At 40.6% G+C, this 23,194-nt stretch carries 19 protein-coding genes; 15 read left to right on the top strand and 4 right to left on the bottom strand.

From position 1 onward, the window contains the following. Positions 1-4: 4 nt before the first annotated feature. The 3 genes from IZT61_RS19935 to IZT61_RS19925 all read left to right on the top strand — a co-directional run bounded on the left by IZT61_RS19935 (position 5) and on the right by IZT61_RS19925 (position 3,864). On the top strand, positions 5-1,255 hold the full coding sequence (locus IZT61_RS19935; protein WP_230383780.1) for a carboxypeptidase-like regulatory domain-containing protein: 1,251 nt from the start codon (positions 5-7) through the stop codon (positions 1,253-1,255). 328 nt (positions 1,256-1,583) lie between these two features. Beyond that, complete coding sequence (locus tag IZT61_RS19930) at positions 1,584-2,651, top strand: PA0069 family radical SAM protein (protein ID WP_196098756.1); 1,068 nt, start codon at positions 1,584-1,586, stop codon at positions 2,649-2,651. 340 nt (positions 2,652-2,991) lie between these two features. Beyond that, the gene (locus tag IZT61_RS19925; protein WP_196098755.1) at positions 2,992-3,864 is read left to right on the top strand and encodes an ATP-grasp domain-containing protein; all 873 of its coding nucleotides are present in this window, start codon (positions 2,992-2,994) and stop codon (positions 3,862-3,864) included. A 21-nt stretch (positions 3,865-3,885) separates the two neighbouring features. On the opposite strand, the gene IZT61_RS19920 is transcribed toward IZT61_RS19925, so the two are convergent. The 3 genes from IZT61_RS19920 to IZT61_RS19910 form a co-directional block, all read right to left on the bottom strand. Beyond that, positions 3,886-4,413, bottom strand: a complete 528-nt coding sequence (locus IZT61_RS19920) for a CAP domain-containing protein (protein WP_196098754.1) — start codon at positions 4,411-4,413, stop codon at positions 3,886-3,888. A 183-nt stretch (positions 4,414-4,596) separates the two neighbouring features. Continuing rightward, positions 4,597-7,149 (bottom strand): ATP-dependent Clp protease ATP-binding subunit, encoded by a 2,553-nt coding sequence (locus IZT61_RS19915; RefSeq protein WP_196098753.1) that lies wholly within the window; start codon positions 7,147-7,149, stop codon positions 4,597-4,599. Between the two features lie 515 nt (positions 7,150-7,664). Next, the gene (locus IZT61_RS19910; protein ID WP_196098752.1) at positions 7,665-8,339 is read right to left on the bottom strand and encodes a response regulator transcription factor; all 675 of its coding nucleotides are present in this window, start codon (positions 8,337-8,339) and stop codon (positions 7,665-7,667) included. Between the two features lie 132 nt (positions 8,340-8,471). On the opposite strand from IZT61_RS19910, the gene IZT61_RS19905 reads away from it, so the two are divergent. The 12 genes from IZT61_RS19905 to IZT61_RS19850 all read left to right on the top strand — a co-directional run bounded on the left by IZT61_RS19905 (position 8,472) and on the right by IZT61_RS19850 (position 22,655). Continuing rightward, on the top strand, positions 8,472-9,575 hold the full coding sequence (locus IZT61_RS19905) for a DUF4856 domain-containing protein (RefSeq protein WP_196098751.1): 1,104 nt from the start codon (positions 8,472-8,474) through the stop codon (positions 9,573-9,575). A gap of 109 nt (positions 9,576-9,684) precedes the next feature. Then, positions 9,685-10,779, top strand: coding sequence for an imelysin family protein (locus tag IZT61_RS19900; RefSeq protein WP_196098750.1), 1,095 nt, complete (start codon positions 9,685-9,687; stop codon positions 10,777-10,779). Continuing rightward, complete coding sequence (locus IZT61_RS19895) at positions 10,769-12,151, top strand: HTTM domain-containing protein (protein WP_196098749.1); 1,383 nt, start codon at positions 10,769-10,771, stop codon at positions 12,149-12,151. Before IZT61_RS19900 ends, IZT61_RS19895 begins: the two co-directional genes overlap by 11 nt. Beyond that, on the top strand, positions 12,148-14,541 hold the full coding sequence (locus IZT61_RS19890; RefSeq protein ID WP_196098748.1) for a TonB-dependent receptor domain-containing protein: 2,394 nt from the start codon (positions 12,148-12,150) through the stop codon (positions 14,539-14,541). Before IZT61_RS19895 ends, IZT61_RS19890 begins: the two co-directional genes overlap by 4 nt. Before the next feature lie 1,096 nt (positions 14,542-15,637). Next, positions 15,638-17,317, top strand: coding sequence for an energy-dependent translational throttle protein EttA (ettA, locus tag IZT61_RS19885; RefSeq protein ID WP_196098747.1), 1,680 nt, complete (start codon positions 15,638-15,640; stop codon positions 17,315-17,317). 277 nt (positions 17,318-17,594) lie between these two features. Next, positions 17,595-18,299: a hypothetical protein gene (locus IZT61_RS19880; RefSeq protein WP_196098746.1), complete on the top strand. Its 705-nt coding sequence runs from the start codon at positions 17,595-17,597 to the stop codon at positions 18,297-18,299. Positions 18,300-18,830: 531 nt separating this feature from the next. Next, on the top strand, positions 18,831-19,211 hold the full coding sequence (locus IZT61_RS19875; RefSeq protein WP_196098745.1) for a nuclear transport factor 2 family protein: 381 nt from the start codon (positions 18,831-18,833) through the stop codon (positions 19,209-19,211). Between the two features lie 36 nt (positions 19,212-19,247). Next, positions 19,248-19,640: a DUF1801 domain-containing protein gene (locus tag IZT61_RS19870; protein WP_196098744.1), complete on the top strand. Its 393-nt coding sequence runs from the start codon at positions 19,248-19,250 to the stop codon at positions 19,638-19,640. Next, positions 19,637-20,002, top strand: a complete 366-nt coding sequence (locus IZT61_RS19865; protein WP_196098743.1) for a DUF2200 domain-containing protein — start codon at positions 19,637-19,639, stop codon at positions 20,000-20,002. The genes IZT61_RS19870 and IZT61_RS19865 overlap by 4 nt, the downstream gene beginning before the upstream one ends. An 83-nt stretch (positions 20,003-20,085) precedes the next feature. Further along, positions 20,086-21,405 carry a serine hydrolase domain-containing protein gene (locus IZT61_RS19860; RefSeq protein ID WP_196098742.1) on the top strand — a complete coding sequence of 440 codons (1,320 nt, stop codon included), beginning with the start codon at positions 20,086-20,088 and terminating at the stop codon, positions 21,403-21,405. A 55-nt stretch (positions 21,406-21,460) separates the two neighbouring features. After that, entirely contained in the window at positions 21,461-22,033 is a 573-nt protein-coding gene (locus tag IZT61_RS19855) for a dihydrofolate reductase family protein (RefSeq protein ID WP_196098741.1), read from the top strand. A gap of 85 nt (positions 22,034-22,118) precedes the next feature. Beyond that, positions 22,119-22,655, top strand: a complete 537-nt coding sequence (locus IZT61_RS19850; RefSeq protein WP_196098740.1) for a glycosyl-4,4'-diaponeurosporenoate acyltransferase CrtO family protein — start codon at positions 22,119-22,121, stop codon at positions 22,653-22,655. 55 nt (positions 22,656-22,710) lie between these two features. On the opposite strand, the gene IZT61_RS19845 is transcribed toward IZT61_RS19850, so the two are convergent. After that, positions 22,711-23,001 carry a hypothetical protein gene (locus tag IZT61_RS19845; protein ID WP_196098739.1) on the bottom strand — a complete coding sequence of 97 codons (291 nt, stop codon included), beginning with the start codon at positions 22,999-23,001 and terminating at the stop codon, positions 22,711-22,713. Positions 23,002-23,194: the final 193 nt, after the last annotated feature.

Raw genomic sequence — 23,194 nt, 5'->3', positions numbered from 1 at the left:
CCTTTTGGCTACATTCGCATCCATGTTCAGGCACCTGTTTGTAGTCATAATCTTCATTTTTTTAGGTGCAAATGCCCTGGCTCAAAACACATTTTCTATCAGCGGCATTGTAAGAGACAATAAAGATGGCCTGCCCGGTGCAAGTATTTACCTCAGCGGCTACAAAATTGCTACCGTAGCAGATAACGATGGTAAGTTTACGCTTTCGAATCTAAAACCCGGCAGTTACAATCTCCTTGTTCAAATTGTTGGCTACCTGCCCTATTCTAAAAGTGTTATTATCTCCGATAAGTCCGTTCAGGTAGATCTGGTTTTGAAAGAAAACGTTGCACAATTAGATGAAGTTGTCATCCGTGCCGACCCCAATCGCCAAAAGTACATCAATCAGTTTAAAGAATTTTTTATAGGCAAAACGCCGAATGCACTGCAATGCAAAATCCTGAACCCACAGGTGTTAAATGTCGATTACGATATCACGAAAAGTACGTTGACCGTTTCTACAACAGAGTTTTTGATTGTGGAGAACAAGGCCTTGGGTTATCGCTTGAAATACATGCTCGATCATTTTGAATACAACTCCCGAACGCGGATTATTTACTACTCCGGACACCCATTTTTTGAGGAGTTAAAAGCTTCTGCCGCGAAAAAGAAAAAGTATGTCGCTGCCCGCGAAACCGCTTATTATGGTTCCTCGCAGCACTTTTTCAGATCGCTGTATGCAAACAAGGCCAAAGAAGAGGGATTTATCATCAATAAAATGATCAAAATACCCAACCCTAACCGATATCCCGAGTACGTGATCAATTCAAACATAGAAAACATACGGACGGTACCCGAGAAGACTGGCATCAGAATTAACAAAACGAAAATCGACACGGCGCTACTGGCATTCTGGACGAAGCAAAAAGAGATGCCACGCACCATCGATAAATTTTCGAGAGCAGAAGTTTTGACCGATACATTGGTTCATTATTATAACCAAAATCTCAAATATTTGAGCTATACCGATGCTTTACTCATTCAATACACTAAAGAAAAAGAAAGCCTCGCCTATTCGAAAACCGGATTCTGGATTTTTAGACCACTTGACGTACCCGAGAATGAAATTTCTGTGGCTAACTTAACCGATAGCGGCGTTCGTTTTTACGAAAACGGGGGCATTTACGATTCCCGCTCGCTCCTATATGAAGGCTTCTGGGCCTACGAGAAAATTGCCGATATGGTGCCAATGGATTATGTGCCGCTGCCAAAATAACTTTGTCCGTTGACTGAAGTGAACGACAATCAGCAGTAAAGGTCTCTGAATGCTTACTAATCATTGTCTCCGCTCCTTTGACTGAAGTCAACGGCAATCAGCAAATAACACCGCAAAATTGCTTATGATTCATTGCCGTCAGTTTCAATTCAGTGTTGTTTAGTAAACATTACTGGTGTCAGTCTGAGCGGAGTCGAAGACCTTTTCTGTTTAGTCATCCGATGAATAATAGGCAATCGCAGATATTCATCGGATGACTTTATATCAAATCCATTTATGTTTAAAAGTTTCTCATTCGAATTACTAAAAATATTAGTAATTTTAAACCATGACTGGCGAGGGAGAAAAACAATATTTTAAAGGCAGAGGTGCACAGGTTAACCCGCACAATAAATTTCTAAAAGATGTTTACGTGAAGGAACATGATGAAGGAATTGATGATTGGGAAGAAAGTGACCGGAAAACCTCCTTTATATTCGAGGATTCTAAAACTATTGTAAACAAGGTTGATAGTCCTGATGTTGGCATGGCCTATTCGTTAAACCCCTACCAGGGTTGCGAGCACGGTTGTACCTATTGCTACGCCCGAAATTCGCATCAGTATTGGGGCTATAGTGCAGGTTTAGAATTTGAGCGAAAAATAATCGTTAAAAAAGATGCACCGGTTCTTTTTAAAAAATTCCTTGAAAGAAAAGGATGGGATGCAAGCACAATTTCACTATCGGGCAATACCGACTGTTACCAGCCTGCAGAAAGAAAATTCAAATTGACACGTCAATTGCTCGAGATTGCACTGGAATACAAACAGCCCATCGGGATGATTACCAAGAACTCGCTCATTCTCCGAGATCAGGATATTTTGCAAGAAATGGCCAAGCTGAACCTTTGCATGGTATATGTTTCAATAAACAGTTTGAACGAAGATTTGCGACAGGTAATGGAACCGAGAACAACTACCGCAAAACAAAGATTAAAGATTGTTGAGGAACTCAGTAAAGTTGGAATTCCCACCGGAGTGATGGTTGCACCGCTTGTGCCGGGCCTGAGCGACCACGAAATACCCAAAATTTTAAAGGCCGTCGCCAATGCAGGTGCCACTAAAGCAGGCTACACGGTGGTCAGGTTAAATGGCGCTATTGCCCAGATATTTGAAGACTGGCTGAAAAAGAATTTCCCTGATCGGTTTGACAAAGTTTGGCACATGATACAGAGCTGCCACAGCGGCAAGGTAAACGATAGCAGATTTGGCGACCGGATGCGTGGCGACGGAAATATTGCACAAATGATCAGGGATAACTTTCGCCTGCACTGCCGATTAAACGGCTTAAATGTGAAGGATATTATTTTAGATCATAGTCTGTTTAAAGTGCCAAGCGATCAAATATCTCTTTTTTAAAGCTTTATTGTTTAATTGTTCAATTGTTTTTTTGTCTAATCCCAAACACCTATCCTGCGGACGCATCTTGAAAGTGCATTGTAATTGGGTGATGGTCGAAAATGAGAGCCAAACTTTTATGGCGTTAGTTATGAACGGTTGTCATCCTCAGAGGTCAGTTTTATAAAAACAAAGGAGTTAGGATGACAGGTTTCTTAACGCTGTCATCCTGGGTGTAACGAAGGATCCCCAAGCTATGAAACGCAGAGCGCCAAAACCCAACTGCCAAAAGAGGGTGAGTGGTAATTGCCCATTGCAAATTTCCCTTGCTCATTTAGCGGATAAGAACTAGTTTTAAACCATGAAAATTGCTTTAATAATTTACCACGATACTGGCGCCTATGATTCTGATACTGTAGAGAGTGAAGATGACAAATTATTAATCTTTTTAAAATCTAAAGGCCTTGATATAGAAATGGTTATCTGGAACGATCGTTCGGTTAACTGGGAAAATTATAGCGTAGCCATTTTAAAATCTCCCTGGGACTACTTCGATCTGATTAGCGACTTTTATGAATGGCTCGATCTGTTGGAGCAAAAAAACATCAAACTACTAAACCCAGTTAGTATTGTAAGGTGGAATGCAGACAAACACTATCTGGCAGAAATTGCCGATGCAGGTTTAAAGATTATCCCTTGTCATTTTATAAGTAAGGGCGAAAAAGTTGATCTGAAACAATTTTTTCAAAAGTTCGAAGCAAACCGACTGATTGTAAAGCCATGTATCAGCGGCGGTGCCAAAAATACCTTCAAAGTGACTCCAGAAAATGTAGACGAGATAAACACAAAGCTTTCCAAACTATTAATTGATGAGGATTACATCATCCAACCGTTTTTAAACGAAATTTTGGAAGAAGGCGAATGGTCGTTTGTTTTCTTCAACGGTGTTTATAGCCACTCGCTGGTTAAACAGGCCAAGAAAGGGGATTTCAGGGTTCAGCCTGCGCACGGGGGTTCTGTACACCCGCAACAACCTGCCAACGATCTCATTCAGACCGCACAAGCCTACGTTGATCAATTTGCTAAAAATTGCCTGTATGCCAGAGTTGACGGCACTTTTGTAAACAACCAATTTCTATTGATGGAACTCGAGCTGATAGAACCGTTCCTCTTTCTGAATACACATCCCAACAACTACGAAAACTATTTTAGGGCACTTGAAAATTTGTTGTAAAGAACAGTTCTCAGCGCTGTTTTATAGTGCAGTACCAAACACCTGCGACCAGTAACTATCAACTTTTGCAGCGCCCATTTCCTTAAATGCGGCGTTCATGATGTTTTTACAATGCCCCTCGCTCTTGAGCCAGGCGTTAAACACTTCCTGCTCGCTCTTTTGCCCAACAGCAATGTTTTCGCCAACGGCCCGCCACTTGTAACCCGTTGCCGTAACCCGATCGCCCACGCTGCCACCATTTGCAGAAGTGTGTGTAAGCGTTTTCGCCGCAGCCATGTACGAGACCTGATTAATTGCCGCGGCAGTAAGCAGGTGATTCCAGGTTATGGCAGGTACGGGAGGCATAATACTACTACCGCAATTACAGCCAGCCGTCCTTATATCGTTAACCATTTTTAACAACAAATCGTTGTCGATGTTACTATTGACTTTATATTCGATTTCTTCTTTTGTTTCGGGTTTAATTTCGCAGCAATCATTTCTCTTACTGCACGATGCGAAAAGGCAGAGCGCCGCTATGCACATCGTTGGGACGATTTTCTTTTTCATAATATTACGGATAAATACCCACAATATAAACAAAAAAGTTGTGAAAATAAAATTTTTAGAATAAGAAAACTGTCGTTAATGCTTAACAAACGCACTTTTTACTTTTATTAACGATAAGTTGAAAAGCATTTAAGAAAGTGCTTTTAAACCAAAAAGCTCCCGATATTAATCGGGAGCTTCATGTTATTTATTCGAAGAATCTTCTTCTTTTTTAGGCTCTTCTTTCTTTTTTTCGCCTTTTTTATGATTCACTGCGATCAGTTCCTTTTCCTTGTCGTAATCAATTTCAAGTACATCCCCTTCGGTGAGCTCACCTTTCAAAATCTCCTCGGCAATTGGATCTTCGAGGTATTTCTGAATGGCTCTTTTTAGCGGACGAGCACCAAAATTGCTGTCGAAACCTTTATCAGCAATATATTCCTTCGCATTATCAGTTAAGGCAATTTCATAACCTAAGGTATGAACGCGACCAAATAAAGCTTTCAATTCAATATCGATAATTCTAAAGATTTCTTCTTTACCCAAGCTGTTAAATACAACCACATCATCAACACGGTTTAAGAACTCAGGAGCAAAAGCACGTTTTAAAGCACTTTCAATTACGCCACGACTGTGTTGCTCTGCCTGATTGGTTTTGGCAGAAGTAGAGAAACCTACACCTTGACCAAAATCTTTCAACTGACGGGCACCAATGTTTGATGTCATGATGATGATCGTGTTTCTGAAATCGACTTTTCGGCCTAAACTATCCGTTAACTGACCTTCATCCAACACTTGCAACAAGATATTAAATACATCAGGGTGAGCCTTTTCAATCTCATCCAATAAGATTACAGCATACGGTTTACGCCTAACTTTTTCAGTCAACTGTCCACCTTCTTCGTAACCTACATAACCCGGAGGCGCTCCCACCAAACGCGATACAGCGAATTTCTCCATGTATTCACTCATGTCGATCTGGATGAGCGAATCGTCACTATCGAACATGAAACGGGCCAGTTCTTTTGCTAATTCTGTTTTACCTACGCCAGTTGGGCCGAGGAAAATGAACGAACCAATTGGTTTTTTAGGATCTTTTAATCCGGCTCTTGTACGTTGAATGGCCTTGGTTAATTTCTTGATGGCATCATCCTGACCAATAATTTTTTCGGCCACTTTATCGTACATATTCAATAGCTTCTGGCTATCAGTTTGGCCAACACGTTGCACCGGAATCCCAGTCATCATGGCCACAACCTCGGCTACATTATCTTCTGATACCTCGTAACGTTTGGTTTTTGTTTCTGCTTCCCATTCCGCTTTCGCTTTATCCAATTCTTCGATCAGATTTTTCTCAGTATCGCGAAGTTTAGCGGCTTCTTCATATTTCTGACTACGAACAACCTTATTTTTCTCCAGCTTAATATCCTCGATTTTTGCTTCAATATCGATAATATTTTGTGGAACATGGATGTTGGTTAAATGCACTCTCGATCCAGCCTCGTCTAAAGCATCAATAGCCTTATCTGGCAAAAAGCGATCTGAAATATAACGCGAAGTTAAGTTAACGCAGGCCTCAATGGCTTCCTGCGTATAAGTTACACCGTGGTGTTCCTCATATTTATCTTTAATTCGGGTTAAAATTTCGATGGTTTCATCAGGCGTTGCCGGCTCTACCATTACTTTTTGGAAACGACGATCTAAAGCGCCATCTTTTTCGATGTATTGGCGATACTCATCTAAAGTTGTGGCACCAATACATTGAATTTCGCCTCTGGCCAGTGCTGGTTTAAACATGTTCGAAGCATCAAGCGAACCCGATGCGCCACCTGCGCCAACAATCGTATGAATCTCATCGATAAATAAAATCACATCGGTCGATTTTTCAAGCTCGTTCATAACCGCTTTCATACGCTCTTCAAACTGGCCACGGTATTTTGTACCTGCCACTAACGAAGCCAAATCCAGCGTAACTACACGTTTGCCAAAAAGCACACGCGACACTTTACGCTGAACAATGCGCAAAGCTAACCCTTCGGCAATAGCCGATTTACCCACTCCTGGCTCACCAATTAAGATGGGGTTGTTCTTTTTACGGCGGGATAAAATTTGCGAAACACGCTCAATTTCTTTCTCACGTCCCACAATCGGGTCTAAACGGCCTTCTTCGGCTGCCTTGGTTAAATCGCGACCGAAGTTATCCAAAACAGGCGTTTTCGATTTGATATCCGAAACCTTTTTAGGTGTACTGAAGCTTTCTTCCTCGCGGTAATCATCATCGCCCCCAGTCGACGCACTGTTTGAAATGTCGTCTCTGAAACCGTTTTTATTTACCTCAACTTCTTGTTTAAAAACATCGTAGGTAACGCCATACTGCAATAATATTTGGGAGGCGATGTTGTCATCATCTCTCAAAACAGACAGCAATAAATGCTCAGTACCAATTAAATCGCTTTTAAATATTTTTGCTTCTAAGTAAGTAATCTTTAAAACCTTTTCTGCTTGTTTGGTCAACGGTATATTACCTAAGTTTACGGTAACACTTGAGGTGCCACGAACAGCATCTTCAATTGAACGGCGTAACTTCCCGGTATCTACCCCTAACGATCGTAAAATTTTTATGGCCATGCCATCGCCTTCGCGAATGAGGCCCAGTAATAAATGTTCGGTTCCGATGTAATCATGTCCTAAACGGAGCGCTTCCTCCCTACTAAAAGAGATTACATCTTTAACCTGTGGTGAAAATTTTGCTTCCATAATACCTTTCTTAACAGCTACGTCCCTAAACTATAAATAAAATCATAAAAGCGTACCTGCTGTTTTGTTTATTTTTATCAACAATTGCGCCATACTGGTGGATAAAAGGGCCCTGAACTTGCTTACGGCAAAAAAATAAAGTAACCATATGCAATTAAACACTTAAATATATTTACGAAATAAGTGATTTATAAGTTTTAAATAGGGATTTTTATACAAGCTTTTTTTGTTGATGCGTTATTGTCGGCTAATTGTAAGGATTTTGCCCCTTCCAGAAACTGACAAATTGTGATAGTTCGCAGAAGCAATTTACAACTTTTGACAGATACCCGCAATTTTAGTGACATTATTTGCAAGGGTTTCCGTAAAAGCCGTTTTTATATTATTACTGCTTTCAACTACTTAAGCCTTAGTAAATTTAACCGCTGTTTAATCGTTTTTGTTTTCAAAAAAGCAAGATTATTGATCTCGACCAGCTCGAGCCCCCACCAGCACGGTAACAGCTAAACGTTCGGTTAGCCAATAAACTTATACCCCATTCCCCAAATTGTTTTAATGTAATCATTACCACTGGCCTGCATCAGCTTTTTGCGTAGGTTAACCAAATGAACATAAATGGCATCGAAGTTATCGGCATTGCTATAACTATCGCCCCAAATGTGTTCTGCAATGGAGATTTTTCCTACCAGTCTGTTTTTGTTGGTCACAAAATAAATAAGCAGCTCAAATTCTTTTTTTGTTAACCTAATCAAACTGTCATTATAATATAGCTCACGTGCATCAATATTGATCGCAAAATCATCGAACGTGATCACATCATCGCCTTTTAATGTTTTGCGCCGGTACAGGGCATTTATTCGTGCATTCAGTTCCTCCAGATAAAATGGCTTAGTTAAATAATCGTCGGCACCAAGGTTTAGCCCATCCACCTTATCCGCTAGCGAGGCGTTGGCCGAAATAATCACAATTCCGGTGCCGCTTTGCGACAGCTTGATTTCCGGAATCAAATCCATGCCACTTCCGTCAGGCAAACCGATATCCAGTACAATGCCATCATATTTATGCGAATTGATTTTCACCACGGCCTGATCAAAATTCTTTGCCTGCTCGCAAATACAGCCTACCCCGGCAAAATAACTGATCATTCTTTCTAAAAGAATTGGCTCATCTTCAACAAATAAGAGTTTCATGGTCAGAATTTTTAAAAAAAACTTCAAAGCGATCGATTCTTTAGAAATTCTTTAGAAACGATATTAATCTTTGCAACAAGGTTAGGATTTATTTAGACTTAATCAAAATAACTTATTAAATTAAATTGAAAAATGGAAATCAAAAAATTGGCCGGTGGAATGCTACTTGCCGCCACGCTTTTTAGTGCTTGTAAAAAAGATAAAACTACTGAAGAAGTTATTCTGCCCTATGATGTGCCTGCAACTTATAATTTTTCGGGCGCAAACTACGCCTCATCTGCCACAAGGGTAAGCATGATGTTGGAGTTAGATGGTTTTATGAAAAGTGCTACAAGTACAAAACTCGATGCTGTAAAAGCAACCAATCTCTTCAATAATACCAACAATCCTTTTGCAAACGCAGCTTTAAATACTTCGGGATTAAAACTTGCTGATAAAACCGCTGATGCAACGGCATTTAAGGGTTATATTGATGAATTGGTAAAAAATAGTCAAAAAAATGACGTAATGGCTAGTGAAGGAACTGAAGGTTACATCGAAAGATCCGCCACAAGCAAGATTATTGTTGGCACTAATGGCTACGAATACGGCCAGATTACCACAAAAGGTATGATGGGCAGCCTTTTCTTTAAGCAGGCAATGGATTTGCTTTCTGCTGTGCGTTCTGATGCAACTATTGCAACCCAACAACAACACTGGGATGAGGCTTTTGGTTATTTGGCAGTACCAACGGATTATACCCCTGAAAAAAATTACGATGCTGAGCCTTTAAAAAGTCTTTCATTTCCAAAGAAACCTGCGCTTTGGGGAGGGTATTTAGCAGAAAGAGGAAAAAACATCGAGGCCGGGAAAATTATCTTCAATGCTTTTTTAAAGGGCCGTGCTGCTATTGCTGCTAAAGATGTAAAGGTACGCGATCAGGCAATTACTGATATTCAGGCCACTTGGGAAAAACTGGCAGCCAATGCAGCTTATGCCTATGTTACTATTCCACAAGAATCAAAAAATGTTGGTAAGTTAGGCATTCAAGCGCATTACTTATCAGAAGCTTATGGTTTTGTTATTGCATTAAAATATCGCGTAAAAGCAACCAGCAAATTGTCTGACGCAGATTACACCACTTTGTACAATATTATCAGTACCAATGATGCTTACGCTCTAATAAACGAAAATGGCTTTACAAAACTTAAGCAAGCCGCTTTGATTTTAAAAACAAGCTACGGACTCCCAGACTAGGAAAATCATCATATCTAGTCAGCTCCCTGTGCCACATAAAAGCACGGGGAGTTTGACATTTAATGATATCTCGAATAAGGTGTTTCAAACAATCTATAAACGATATTAAATGAACAAAAAAATACTTTTCGGCTTTGTAATCAGCGCCATTACAATACTTTGTGCATGCAGCAAGAAAAGCTCGCCCAGCGACGAGCCTGTGGTAAATAACTTTGATAAAACAGCAATGCTTCAAAATTATGCCGATAACCTGATTATTCCGGCCTACACCGATCTGCAAACACAATTAAACACATTGAATACGGCCATAAACAGTTTTTTAGGCAACCCAACCGAGGCCAACCAACAAACGCTAAAAGCGGTTTTTAAAACGGCCTACCTCAGTTTCGAACGCGTTTCCTTTAGCCAGTTCGGCCCTGCAGAAACGGTGCTGTTAAATAATTTTTTGAACACCTTGCCGGCAATGACCAACGATGATTCGGACCTGGTTAAAATAGAATCGTCAATCCAATCGGGCACTTACGACCTTCAGGCTACAGCAACGGCTAATCAGCAGGGCTTTCCGGCGCTCGATTATCTGCTCTTCGCGAGCGATGCCGTTACCCAATTGAATGATTCGGGAAGTGCGAACCGCAAAAAATATATTCAGGATGTGATGGCCCGCATGCAATCGCTTACTTCGGGCGTACTTACCAATTGGAAGAGCAGCTACCGCAGCCAGTTTGTTGCCAATACAAAATCCGACGCCGGAAGCCCAATCGGCTACATGGTAAATCAGTTTGCTTACGAAATGGATCAGCTAAAAGGACCAAGAATTGGCTGGCCGTATGGGAAACAATCGGCCGGGGTGGTTTTTGAAACTAAACTCGAGGGTTACTATTCGGGTATATCATTAAGTCTTGCTATTGAGAACCTAACAAATTTAAAGCGTTTATATGTTGGCGGCAGTTCGGGCAATGGCATTTCAGCCTACTTAATAGCGCTTAAAAAAGAAAAGCTCAATACCGATATTCTTAGCTACTTTGATAACACTATTGCCAAACTCAAGGCCATTCCCGAGCCATTGGCAAACTCGTTAACCAATAACAAACCTGCCGTTGATGCAGCTTATAAAGACATCCAAATTTTATTAACCGCGTTGAAAACGGATATGGCCTCTGCATTGAGTGTAAGAATTACGTACACGGATAACGATGGCGACTAAATTTCTGTCTCCTAATAAAAATGGCGCTACGGATAATTGGTTGGAAAAGATCAACCGACCAATATCCATTTCTCCATTAATAACTTTTAGGATAATTTTTGGTGCATTGATGCTCTTTAGCACCCTTCGCTTTTGGGCAAATGGATGGATCGACAGCCTCTATGTAAAGCCGCAGTTCTATTTTACCTATATGGGTTTTGAGTGGGTAAAACCCCTTGGTGAAACGGGCATGCACCTGCTTTTCTTAATTATGGGACTATCGGCAATTGGCATTATGCTGGGCTTGCTTTATCGTTTTTCGGCCATTTTGTTCTTCCTCAGCTTTACCTACGTAGAATTGATTGATGTAACTAATTACCTTAACCACTATTATTTTGTAAGCATTGTAGCCTTTTTGCTCATTTTGTTGCCCGCTGGCCGTTGCAAATCGGTTGATATCTGGTTTTCGCCCCAAAGAAAAATAACTCATGTTCCGCTGTGGATTGTTGGCGTAATCAGGCTGCAAATGGCAATTGTTTATTTTTTTGCCGGTCTGGCCAAACTCACTCCCGAATGGATGTTGGAAGCCATCCCCATGAAAATCTGGCTTCCAGCCAAAAGCCACTTGCCTTTGGTGGGCCAATTGATGTACAAAGAGTGGGTGGCCTACCTTTTTAGCTGGTTTGGTGCAGCCTACGATCTTTTGATCCCATTCTTTTTGATCCACAAACGAACACGGAATTATGCCTTTGTAGCTGTACTTGGATTTCACATTTGTACGGCGATATTCTTCCCCGCAATTGGTATGTTTCCGTATGTGATGATGCTTTCGAGCTTATTTTTTTTTAGCAGCACGTTTCACGATAAGTTACTTGGAGTGCGCCGACGGGCTATTTTCCCAATCAATCCAGCAAAACTGCTGCCCGTAATACAAGCCAGGTTTCTAAGCGTGGTGCTTACCATGTACTTTGTTATTCAAGTTGTTGTTCCTTTGCGGTTTTTATTGTATCCTGGCCATCTTTTCTGGTACGAGGAAGGTTACCGGTTTTCGTGGCGGGTAATGTTGATGGAAAAATCGGGCAACACCTTTTTTTATGTTAAAGAAAGTAAAACCGGAAAAACCTTCGAGGTTGACAACACCAGATACTTAACGCCGCAGCAAGAAAAAATGATGAGCACGCAACCCGATATGATTATCCGTTACGCTCACTTTTTGAAGGCCGAATACCAAAAAAAAGGCATAAAAGATCCAAAAATTTTTGCCGAGGGCTTTGTAGCACTAAATGGCCGTCGCTCCCAGCCTTTCATCGATCCTAATATTGATCTGGCAAGCCAACAGTTAAGCTTCGGCCATGTGCAATGGATTCTACCCTTTTATAAAAACAGTAAATGAGAAGATTTTTTACCACACTTTTTCTTTTGAGCGCAACTTTCGCTCAGGCACAATTCAAAATATCGGGGCACGTCACTTTGCATCAAAACCGCGTTGAGGCAGCTAGCCTGACACTTTTGCCCGTAAACCTTAAAACCGCAAGCCGGGCAAACGGCGAATATCTTTTTGACGGGCTTGCTCCCGGCACTTACCAAATAAAAGTAACCGCCGTTGGCGCAAAAACGCTTGTAAAGGCATTTATCATAAAAAACAAGGATCTCATCCTCAATTTCGATCTTGCGGATGAGGAGTCGCACGAATTGGCCGATGTAGATGTTACTGCGAAGAACGAGGGCGCATCGGGCAAATTGAGGCAGGTAGAGGGAACGGCGATTTATGCAGGCAAAAAAACCGAAGTAATCAATCTTGCTAACATCAATGCCAATATGGCAACCAACAACGCCAGGCAGATTTATGCCCGTGTTGCGGGTTTAAATATTTGGGACTACGATGGTGGCGGCCTGCAACTGGGCATTGGCGGTCGCGGGCTTAATCCCAGCCGCGTATCGAACTTTAACACCCGCCAAAATGGTTACGACATCAGTGCCGATGCTTTAGGCTACCCCGAAAGTTATTACACCCCGCCTACTGAGGCGCTTGATCGGATCGAGATTGTGCGTGGTGCGGCTAGTTTGCAATATGGTACGCAGTTTGGCGGGCTCATTAATTTTCAGCTAAAAAAAGGGCCAAAGGATAAGGAAATCGAGTTTACCAGCAGGCAAACTGCAGGCTCATTCGGTTTTTTCAATTCATTTAACAGCATTGGCGGGCAGGCGAACAAACTAAACTATTACATCTACTACCAATATAAACGCGGCGATAATTGGCGACCCAACGGGCATTTTGATCAAAAAAGTGCCTATGCGCATCTCGATTATGATTTTAGTGATAAACTAAAGCTAACGGCAGAGTATACGCACATGAACTACCTGGCTCAGCAACCCGGCGGGCTTACCGATAATGATTTTGCACTTGATCCTGCTGTCTCCGTACGGGCCAGAAACTGGTTTAAGGTAAACTGGAATCTATTTAGCCTTTCGGCCGATTACCAGTTAGGCGAACGCACCAAATTAAACTGGCGGAATTTTTATCTGCATGCCGGTCGCGATGCGCTGGGCGTGCTCAATTACATTAACCGGCCAGATGATGGCCTGGCAAGGGATCTACTTTCTGACACGTACAACAACTTTGGTTCCGAGCTTCGGCTACTGCATAATTACGGTTTAATGGACATGAAAAACAATTCGCTTTTAACGGGTGTGCGGTTTTATCGGGGCAGTACCGACAGAGCGCAGGGCGATGCGGATGACGGCTCTGGCCCTACTTTCAATTATGCGGGAAATGAAGCCAGTAAATCGAAGTTTAACTTCCCCGGAACCAACGTAGCTGCCTTTACCGAAAATATTTTTAGAATAACTAACCGATGGAGCATTACGCCGGGTGTACGATTTGAGTATATTTGTACGAAAGCGGATGGCTATTACTATGAGAAATTGCGCTTTGTTACCACTCCCCCGATTAAAAACCTCGAGCATAAAGAAAACAATCGCTCGTTTGTATTTTTTGGTGTTGGAACGTCTTACAAACCGATTGATGAATTAGAGATTTATGCAAACATTTCTCAAAACTATAAGTCCGTTAACTTTAACGATATCAGGGTAGTTAATCCAAATGCCCGTGTGGACGCTAACTTAAGCGACGAATTCGGCTATACTGCCGATGGCGGGCTTCGGGGCAACCTGAAAGAATGGATGTATTATGACCTGAGTGTTTTTTACCTGCGTTACAACGGAAGGATTGGATCGGTATTTAAAAAAGATTCTGATAGTTTGAGCCGTCGCGTTAGGGCAAACATTGCCGATAGCAGAAATATCGGCTTTGAAAGCTTGATAGAGGCCGATATTTTAAAGGCAATTACCCATGGCCAGAGCAAACACAAGCTTTCAGTTTATACTAACTTCGCCTTAATCGATGCCCGTTATATCAATTCTACAGAAACGGCAATTCAAGATAATCAGGTTGAGTTTGTTCCTCCACTTTTGTTTCGTACAGGTGCATCGTTCGGCAACAAAACGTATAACCTTTCGCTTCAATACTCATACGTTGACCAGCAATACTCTGATGCTACCAATGCAGAAAAAACTGACACAGCCGTTGATGGGTTAGTGCCCGCTTACCAGGTAATGGATTTCAGTGCAAGTTATAAGTGGAAATGGTTTACTCTTTCGGGCAGCATTAACAACCTTTTAAACGAAAAATATTTTACCCGTAGAGCCGACGGTTACCCCGGGCCGGGAATTTTGCCTTCCGACCCGAGAACTTATTATATTACGCTGCAATTTAAGTTGTAAACTAGTATTGAATTGTTGAAGCTTGCTATTAGGGTGGAGTTGGCGGTTATTAGGGTGGAGTTCGATTAATAAACGTCCTCTTATTGGGTTTTACCTGCTATTTAACATGACCGGTCGTCACCCTCAGCTTGACTGGGGGTCTTAATGCAGAGAATAGCACAATGCATTAATCCAATATACGTACCGGACCACTTGCCTACCCGTCCCAATACTATTAAGTTAAGCTCTTTTGTCGTCATTCTGAATTTTAATATTTTTCAAAAAAATCAATATGAATGACGTTATTTTAAAAGAATATTCCTAAGAGAGGTCGTCATTTCGAGCGTAGCCGAGAAATCTTTCCGCAAGGCTCAAAGATTTCTCCTCCACAGGAGCTCCTTTGGAGCACTTTGGTCGAAATGACGGTCTTTTAATGTTTTCAGAAAATGTCAATGGTCGGTATAGCCTGCCCCGATACTTCGGGGAAGAATCTCCAAGCGATAAAAAACCGAACGCTAACATCCCACAGCCCAAAACGTGAGCGGGTTGTAGGGTACGTTGGGTTTTGTGCCGATAAGTTAGGGATTCTTCCTGCCCGTCCGGTCAGGCGGGCGGTGCGCTCAGAATGACAAAACCCTAATGATAATGTTTTACCTAACTTAATAGCATTCCTGCCCGTCCGGTCAGGCGGGCGTGGGAATGACGTGGTGGTTGGGGAATGTGGTTAAACTACTTTTTTAAATAAAATAATAATCGAACTCAGGTTATCAGGCTCGTGTTCGATGCTATTAGGCTCGAATTCAAAGCTATTAGGTTCAACTTCGAGGTTATTAAGTTCAAATTAGCAGTTATTAAGTTCAAGTTTGATGCTATTAAGTTCAAGTTAGAAGATAATAAGTTCAATTTTGATGTTATTAGGTTCAAACAAGCAGTTATTAAGTTCAAGTTTGATGTTATTAAGTTCAAACAATCTCGTCTTAGCGTCTCGCTAAGACCAGCGATAGAACTGCAAATCTCGGCCAGCGGAAATGCATTGCCTGCCATTACTCGGACGATTACAACAAACCACTTTGTAATGGACGCGTTGTTTTTATATTTGTAACTTAAATAAAATAATATGTCCGACGAAAAAATAATCTTTTCAATGGCAGGCGTAAACAAGATTTACCCGCCACAAAAACAGGTTTTAAAAAATATTTACCTTTCCTTTTTTTACGGTGCTAAAATCGGCGTTATCGGTTTAAATGGCTCCGGTAAGTCATCTTTATTAAAGATTATTGCTGGTTTAGATAAGTCTTATCAGGGCGAAGTGGTTTTTTCGCCGGGCTATTCGGTAGGCTATTTGGCGCAAGAGCCGATTCTCGACCCTGAAAAAACCGTTCGTGAGGTGGTTGAAGAAGGCGTTGCCGAAATCACAGCCATTTTGAAAGAATATGAAGAAGTGAATGAAGCTTTCGGATTAGAAGAAAATTATTCGGATCCTGATGCGATGGATAAACTAATGGCCAGACAAGGCGAACTTCAGGATAAAATTGATGCCTTGGGCGCCTGGGAAATAGATTCGAGGTTAGAAAGAGCGATGGACGCTTTACGTTGTCCCGATCCTGAAACAAAAATCGGTGTACTTTCAGGGGGTGAGCGTCGCCGCGTGGCTATGTGTCGTTTGCTGTTGCAAAAACCCGATGTTTTATTACTGGATGAGCCAACCAACCACTTGGATGCGGAAAGTATCGACTGGTTAGAGCAATTCCTGCAGAACTATGAAGGTACCGTAATCGCAGTAACTCACGATCGTTACTTCCTGGATAATGTTGCAGGCTGGATCTTAGAGTTAGATCGCGGTGAAGGTATTCCGTGGAAAGGGAATTACAGTAGTTGGTTAGATCAAAAGGCCAAACGTCTATCGCAAGAGGAAAAAACCGAGAGTAAGCGTCAGAAAACACTCGAACGCGAATTGGAATGGGTGCGCATGGCTCCAAAGGCACGACATGCAAAATCGAAGGCCCGTTTGGCAAACTATGATAAACTGGCTTCGGAAGATGGCAGAGAAAGAGAAGATAAATTGGAGCTTTTCATCCCTGCGGGGCCACGTTTGGGCAATGTGGTAATCGAAGCTACCAATGTAACCAAGGCTTATGGCGATAAGGTATTATTTGATAACTTAAATTTTTCGCTTCCGCCGGCAGGCATTGTGGGTATTATTGGTCCCAATGGTGCGGGTAAAACCACGCTGTTCCGTCTGATTACTGGTCAGGAGGAAGCCGACAACGGAACTTTCCGCGTGGGCGAAACGGTTGAGCTGGGTTATGTAGATCAAATGCACAACGATTTAGATGCTGATAAAACTGTTTACGAGAATATTACCGATGGATTGGATAATATTCAACTGGGCAATAAAGCAGTAAATGGTCGTGCTTATGTGTCGAAGTTCAACTTTAACGGCGGCGATCAACAGAAAAAAGTAGGTGTACTGTCTGGTGGAGAGCGCAATCGGGTTCATTTGGCCATTACCTTGAAAAAAGGTGCAAATGTACTTTTACTCGATGAGCCGACTAACGATATTGATGTAAATACGCTACGGGCGTTAGAAGAAGCTTTGGAGAACTTTGGCGGTTGTGCCGTGGTGATTAGTCACGACAGGTGGTTTTTAGATCGGATTTGTACGCATATTCTCGCTTTTGAGGGAAACTCCGAAGTGTACTTTTTTGAGGGTAATTACTCTGATTATGAGGAGAAGCGTAAAAAACGACTTGGCGATGTAGCACCGAAGCGAATTAGATATAAAAAGTTGAATTAAATATTTAAAGGTCCCGATGAAAATTGGGACCTTTTTTTTAATTACGATGATAACGGCGCTTTAGTATTACATCCGTTTGTTTACGCTTTGATATTTTATTACTTTTCAACCTCGAATAAACATTTGTGGTAGCTTAACCGATGGTGCTTTGAAAAGCCCCACCGTAGAGCAAGCCATAGAACATTTTAGGCAACTCTATAGCACTGAACAAACGAAACCTTTTGGGATTATTTAACTTTTTTAAACGAACATAAATTTTTAACTCACAAGATGAATCATGGAAAAGACCTATAGAACCAAATTGATCTTTCACATTAAATCTTTAAAGTTTGTCCTCATCAGTTCTGGTGTTTCGTTTGGTGTTTTTTATTTGATCCTGACAAGTCAGCAACAAAGTTTTAACCTAAATGCATTTCTCTTGGGGGCCCTTCCCCTATTATTGATGTTTATTGCTCCGGCAATGTATTTGCACCTCACTTACTACATAAAAACTTTTGGACAAAAACTCATTGTAAATGAAAGCCAAAATAAATTAACTGTAATTGAACATGGAAGACGACACTGCTATAACTATTCAAGTATAATTAGTATAGAGCAGCATTTAGGTTTAAATTACCGAAATAGAATTGACCGCCTAGGAAGACGATTCACTCCTTGGACACCATATGGCTACATAACTATAAAATTAGACAATGGACTACGCTTCCAATTGACATGCTTAATGATTGACATTCAAAATCCACCGTTCGTCATAACACACACTTATTTTAGATTTTTTCCATACCTAAAGATCCAAAAAGAAATATCAGAAAAGCGTGCTGCTGTTACCCAAAACTTTGAAAATGAAGTTTCCCATTATAAAGCAACTTTCAAGAATCATACAACCAGACAACTAAAAGAAAAGCTCGACAATGCCAAGAGCTATAATAAAGCATCGGTTGAGGCGTCAAAACAATTACTACGCAATCGTGAGGCCGAATAGAGTCGTGCTAGAAACGGCTATGATTTTGCTAATTTTTGATATCGGGCGCAGTGCATATTAGTAATTAATTACTAAGTTTAGCGGCAGGGCTCGGAAGGGTGCCAATTCTAATGTTTGTGCTCCAACTGGCAGATAAATATTAACGCTAACACTAAAAAGGGGTTGGTGAAAATCCTGAATCGGTAAAGAATAAATAAACAAAAATGTGGTTCACATTCCCGAAGGCACATTATATTCCATTGATCGATAATTAAGGAATCGAATTTGTCAGAATTTTACCCGAACGCATGGATTAAAACACCGATTAAACGAATAAAAAGTCCCATCCCTCCTACTTGGTTCATCGTTCCCCGAGCCACTCAAACCGAACACAAAAACCAAAGATTGTTTATATCACTAAACATCTTTAATCGAAACGAAATTTGTAATATTGGTAAAAGAAACAAAGTACTCGGTTTTAAGCAGAAATTTAAATGGCCGCTGAAACAGCGATCAATAAAATAAAATACGAGCGAAAAAAACCATTACAATATGGCTAAACCACAAATTACCAGAGAAGATGTTGTTGAAGCAGAAGACAGACTTTTTTCGGCTCAATTAATAAGCGAGGTTGAAATTCTCGACCAACTATTACACGATGATTTGATTGCAGTTGCTCCAACAGGAGAAATTTTAACCAAAGAAATGGACTTGAACTCACATAGAGCGAAAATAATGGTTATTGAAGACGCTTCGACAGAAATTAACGACATTAAAATAACGGGCGATACCGCACTTTCAATCGTAACAATGACAGCGAAAGGAAAAGTTATGGGAACGCCATTAGCAGGAAAATTTCGCTATTTTAGAGTTTGGAAACGCTTTGACGACTCGCTGAAAGTTATTGGAGCAAGTTTTATGCAGCTACCGTAGAATAAGTACAACATACAGTTCAGCAATCGACAGTAGATGAACAACGAAATTAAAACATATAACTACCAGCAAACAGCAACAGACAAAGAAATCTGCGATCTTCTGGCTAATGCAATAGACAAGGAATTGCCAGAAGCGGAAAGTAAAATTTGGCACGCACACCCCGTTTGGTTTATTGATGATAATCCAATTGTTGGATATAGCAAACAGAAAAAAGGGATAAGACTTATGTTTTGGAGCGGAGCTGACTTTAATGAAAACGGTTTGAATATTGAAGGCAAGAAATTCAAGGACGCTTCCATTTTTTATGACAATGCGAAAAATATTAAAGTAGAAGACTTAAATCAATGGCTTGAAAAATCTAAAGAAATTCAATGGGACTATAAAAACATTGTAAAACGCAAAGGAAAATTAGAACGATTAAAATGAAAGTAACACCCGAACATAACGAGCGAATTGCCAAGATGACCTTCGCTTCTGTGTACCCACATTACATTGTTAAAGTTGAGAAAAAGGGAAGAACGAAAGATGAATTGAACCAGGTGATTGAATGGCTGACTGGCTTCGACAACAACAAGATTAACGAATTAATTGAAGAAAAGGCGAATTTTGAAACCTTTTTTAATAAGGCAAATTTAAATCCAAACGCTGATTTGATTAAAGGGGTTATTTGTGGCTACAGGATAGAAGAAATTGAAAATACGTTAACAAAACAAGTAAGGTATCTTGACAAGTTAGTTGACGAATTAGCAAAAGGAAAAAAGATGGAAAAAATTTTAAGGACAGGGTAAAAACGAATGATAACAACCATATTGGCAGAGACCTGCTGGTTGAAACTATCTAAATCAACGCTCAAAACTAAACCAAACAAAAAATGAGGCAAACAATTTTTACAACGCTGCTAATTGCAATCTTTAGTCTATCAGTTTGTGCACAAAATATCGACACGGCCAAACTCGATACCTACTTCAAGGCCCTTGAAACAAACAACAAGTTTATGGGCAGTGTTGCCGTTTCAAAAAATGGAGCGATCATTTATTCGAAAGCAGTTGGTTTTGCCGATGTTGAAGCGGGAATAAAAGCAAATGAAAACACAAAATACCGAATTGGTTCCATCTCCAAAACATTCACTTCGGTTTTAGTTTTTAAAGCCGTCGAAGAAAAGAAACTCGCCTTAAATCAAACGATCGATAAATATTTTCCGGCTATAAAAAATGCGGATAAAATTACCGTAAAACACTTGCTTAGCCACCGAAGCGGTATACACAATTTTACCGACGATGACGGATATCTGACCTGGAACACCCAACCAAAGACAGAGAAAGAAATGATTCAGATCATTACAAAAGGGGGTAGCGATTTCGAGCCTGATGCCAAGGCTGCTTACAGCAATTCGAACTTTGTGCTGCTCACTTATATACTTCAAAAATGCTTCAACAAACCATTCAACAAGCTTTTAGCACAGCATATTACGCAACCTGTTGGATTAACGAACACTTATCTCGGAGGTAAGATAAACACCAATAAAAACGAAAGCAAATCGTATCGATTTACGGAAGGCTGGAAAACTGAATCAGAAACTGACATTTCTATTCCACTTGGTGCAGGCGGAGTGGTATCGACGCCAGGCGATTTGGTGAAATTTAGCGACGCCCTTTTCAACGGGAAACTGCTAAAACCCGAAAGCGTTGAAATGATGAAAACAATTAAAGACCATTATGGAAGCGGGCTATTTCAAATCCCTTTTTACAATAACATTGGCTATGGGCACACAGGCGGCATCGATGGGTTTAGCTCGGTTTTCTCTCACTTTTCGGATAGAAATATTTCTTATGCACTAACATCAAACGGAACTGACGTCAACAATAATGATATCTCCATCGCGGTGCTAAGTGCAGTTTTCGGCAGGTCCTATAAAATTCCGGATTTTTCGACAATAGAACTAACTTCAAAGGATTTGGACAAATATTTGGGCGTTTATTCCTCACAACAAATTCCGATGAAAATTACCCTATCAAAAAACAACAAAACACTATCGGCGCAAGCAACCGGGCAATCACCATTTCCGCTTAAGGCAACGGCAGCAGACAAGTTTAAATTTGATCCGGCAGGAATTGAATTGGAGTTTAATCCGACAGAGAAAACAATGGTGTTAAAACAAGGCGGAGGAAAATTTACGTTTACAAAAGAATAAAAATTTGCCGTGTGAGACGACCCGTTACTTATACATTCCATAATTTCAAAACGACATGAGAAAAATAATTTCATTTATGCACATATCGCTTGATGGTTTTGTGGCAGGCCCGAACGGAGAAATGAACTGGATTAAAGTTGACCAGGAAATTTTTGACCATGTGGGCAAGCGCATCAGCAGAGGCGATATTTCAATGTACGGCCGGGTGACTTATCAGATGATGGAAAGTTACTGGCCCACTGCAGCTGATCAGCCAGAAGCCAGTAAGCACGACATTGAACATGCTAAGTGGTACAACCAGGTGCATAAAGTTGTTTTGTCGGCAACAATAAAAAGCGAGGGCTTAACCAATACAACAATTATCGCCGATAACATTGCGGGGCGGATTAATGAAATAAAACAACAGGAGGGTGAAGATATTTTGCTTTTCGGCAGTCCTACCGCAACACATTCACTCATTGAACAAGATTTAATTGATGGTTACTGGTTGTTCGTGAACCCAATTGTTTTAGGTCAGGGCATTCCATTGTTTGTAAACGTTAAAGACAAAATACAACTGAAATTAATGCCTGCTTCTCAACAATTTAGTTGTGGAGTAATTGAACTTAATTATTTAGTAGAAAGATAATCTATTCAAGAATTTGATTGCGTGCTGTCCAATATTTTGTCCACATAACCGATACCCCAGCTGAACAAAGAAACAGAAACACCAAATGAAGAAACTCTCGATCTTAGTTTTTATCGCAGTAGTTAGCATTGCCCTGATTTATACCCTCGTACGCTATATCGCCGTCGACCGATTTTCATTCGCGGTAGCCTTAAACTTTTTGCTGATGGCATGTGTACTTACCTTTACCGAAACACTGAAAAGTCAGTTTAAATCTTCGTATTTTAATGAAAAAGCCTGGGAAAAAAGAGGAAAAGCATATAAGTCGTTCGGAATAGACTTTTACAGGAAACTACTGGTTTGGTTGGGTTGGGAAAAACTGAATAAGCAAGCCAAACCGGTAAAAAAGAACAACGAGGCATTAACATACCTACTTTATAAAACGAAACAAGATGAATTAGGACACCTCATTATTATGTTCATCGTTTTCGGGTTTACTGTTTTTGTGGCGATCAAATATGGGATTGTCAAATCGTTACCGTTACTCGTGCTAAATGTATTGTTAAATGTGTATCCGGTTCTTCTTCAACGATATAATCGGCCGCGGATACAAAGAGCCTTAAACTTAAGTAAGGATAAATAAATTGATTAATTAGCAAGCAAAAGGTTATCGGCGTTCGCTGGCAAAATCGCGTTCTTTAGTGATTAATCCAAGCATACACAACCAGGATGATCAACCCTATAAAGTAGCAAAATCGGCGGTAATTGAGTTTCGAAAATAAGTCTTTCCTTTTAAACTTTGGTTTTACCTGGCAGTAAAGGCTAATTGCAAACAAAACAAGGCTCAAAGTCAAAATAATGGGCACAGAGCGGGCCGAAAACAACAAGGTTTTAAATTGTGGCGATTGGTTGATGATAACAAGTAAGATCATTGCCAAAGCTAGCCCCAGTGTTGTCCACTCGATTTTTTTGTAAGTAGATATTTTCATGCTTCCCATATTAGTAAAGAGGTTGATTTGGGGTTTGATAGGTACTGATGCATAATGTTACAATCAGACCGGTATTTTCGTTCGAAAAGATATCAGGCTCATCAATTCAGTCGGTACGAGAAGACTTGAAAACAAATGCCAATTGTATTCATAATAGTGATTTATTGTAATTTTTATTTACATTTAGGAAACA

Origin of the sequence: Pedobacter endophyticus (assembly GCF_015679185.1) — a bacterium.
Lineage (GTDB): Bacteria > Bacteroidota > Bacteroidia > Sphingobacteriales > Sphingobacteriaceae > Pedobacter > Pedobacter endophyticus.
This window is presented reverse-complemented; position numbering and strand designations above follow the sequence as displayed.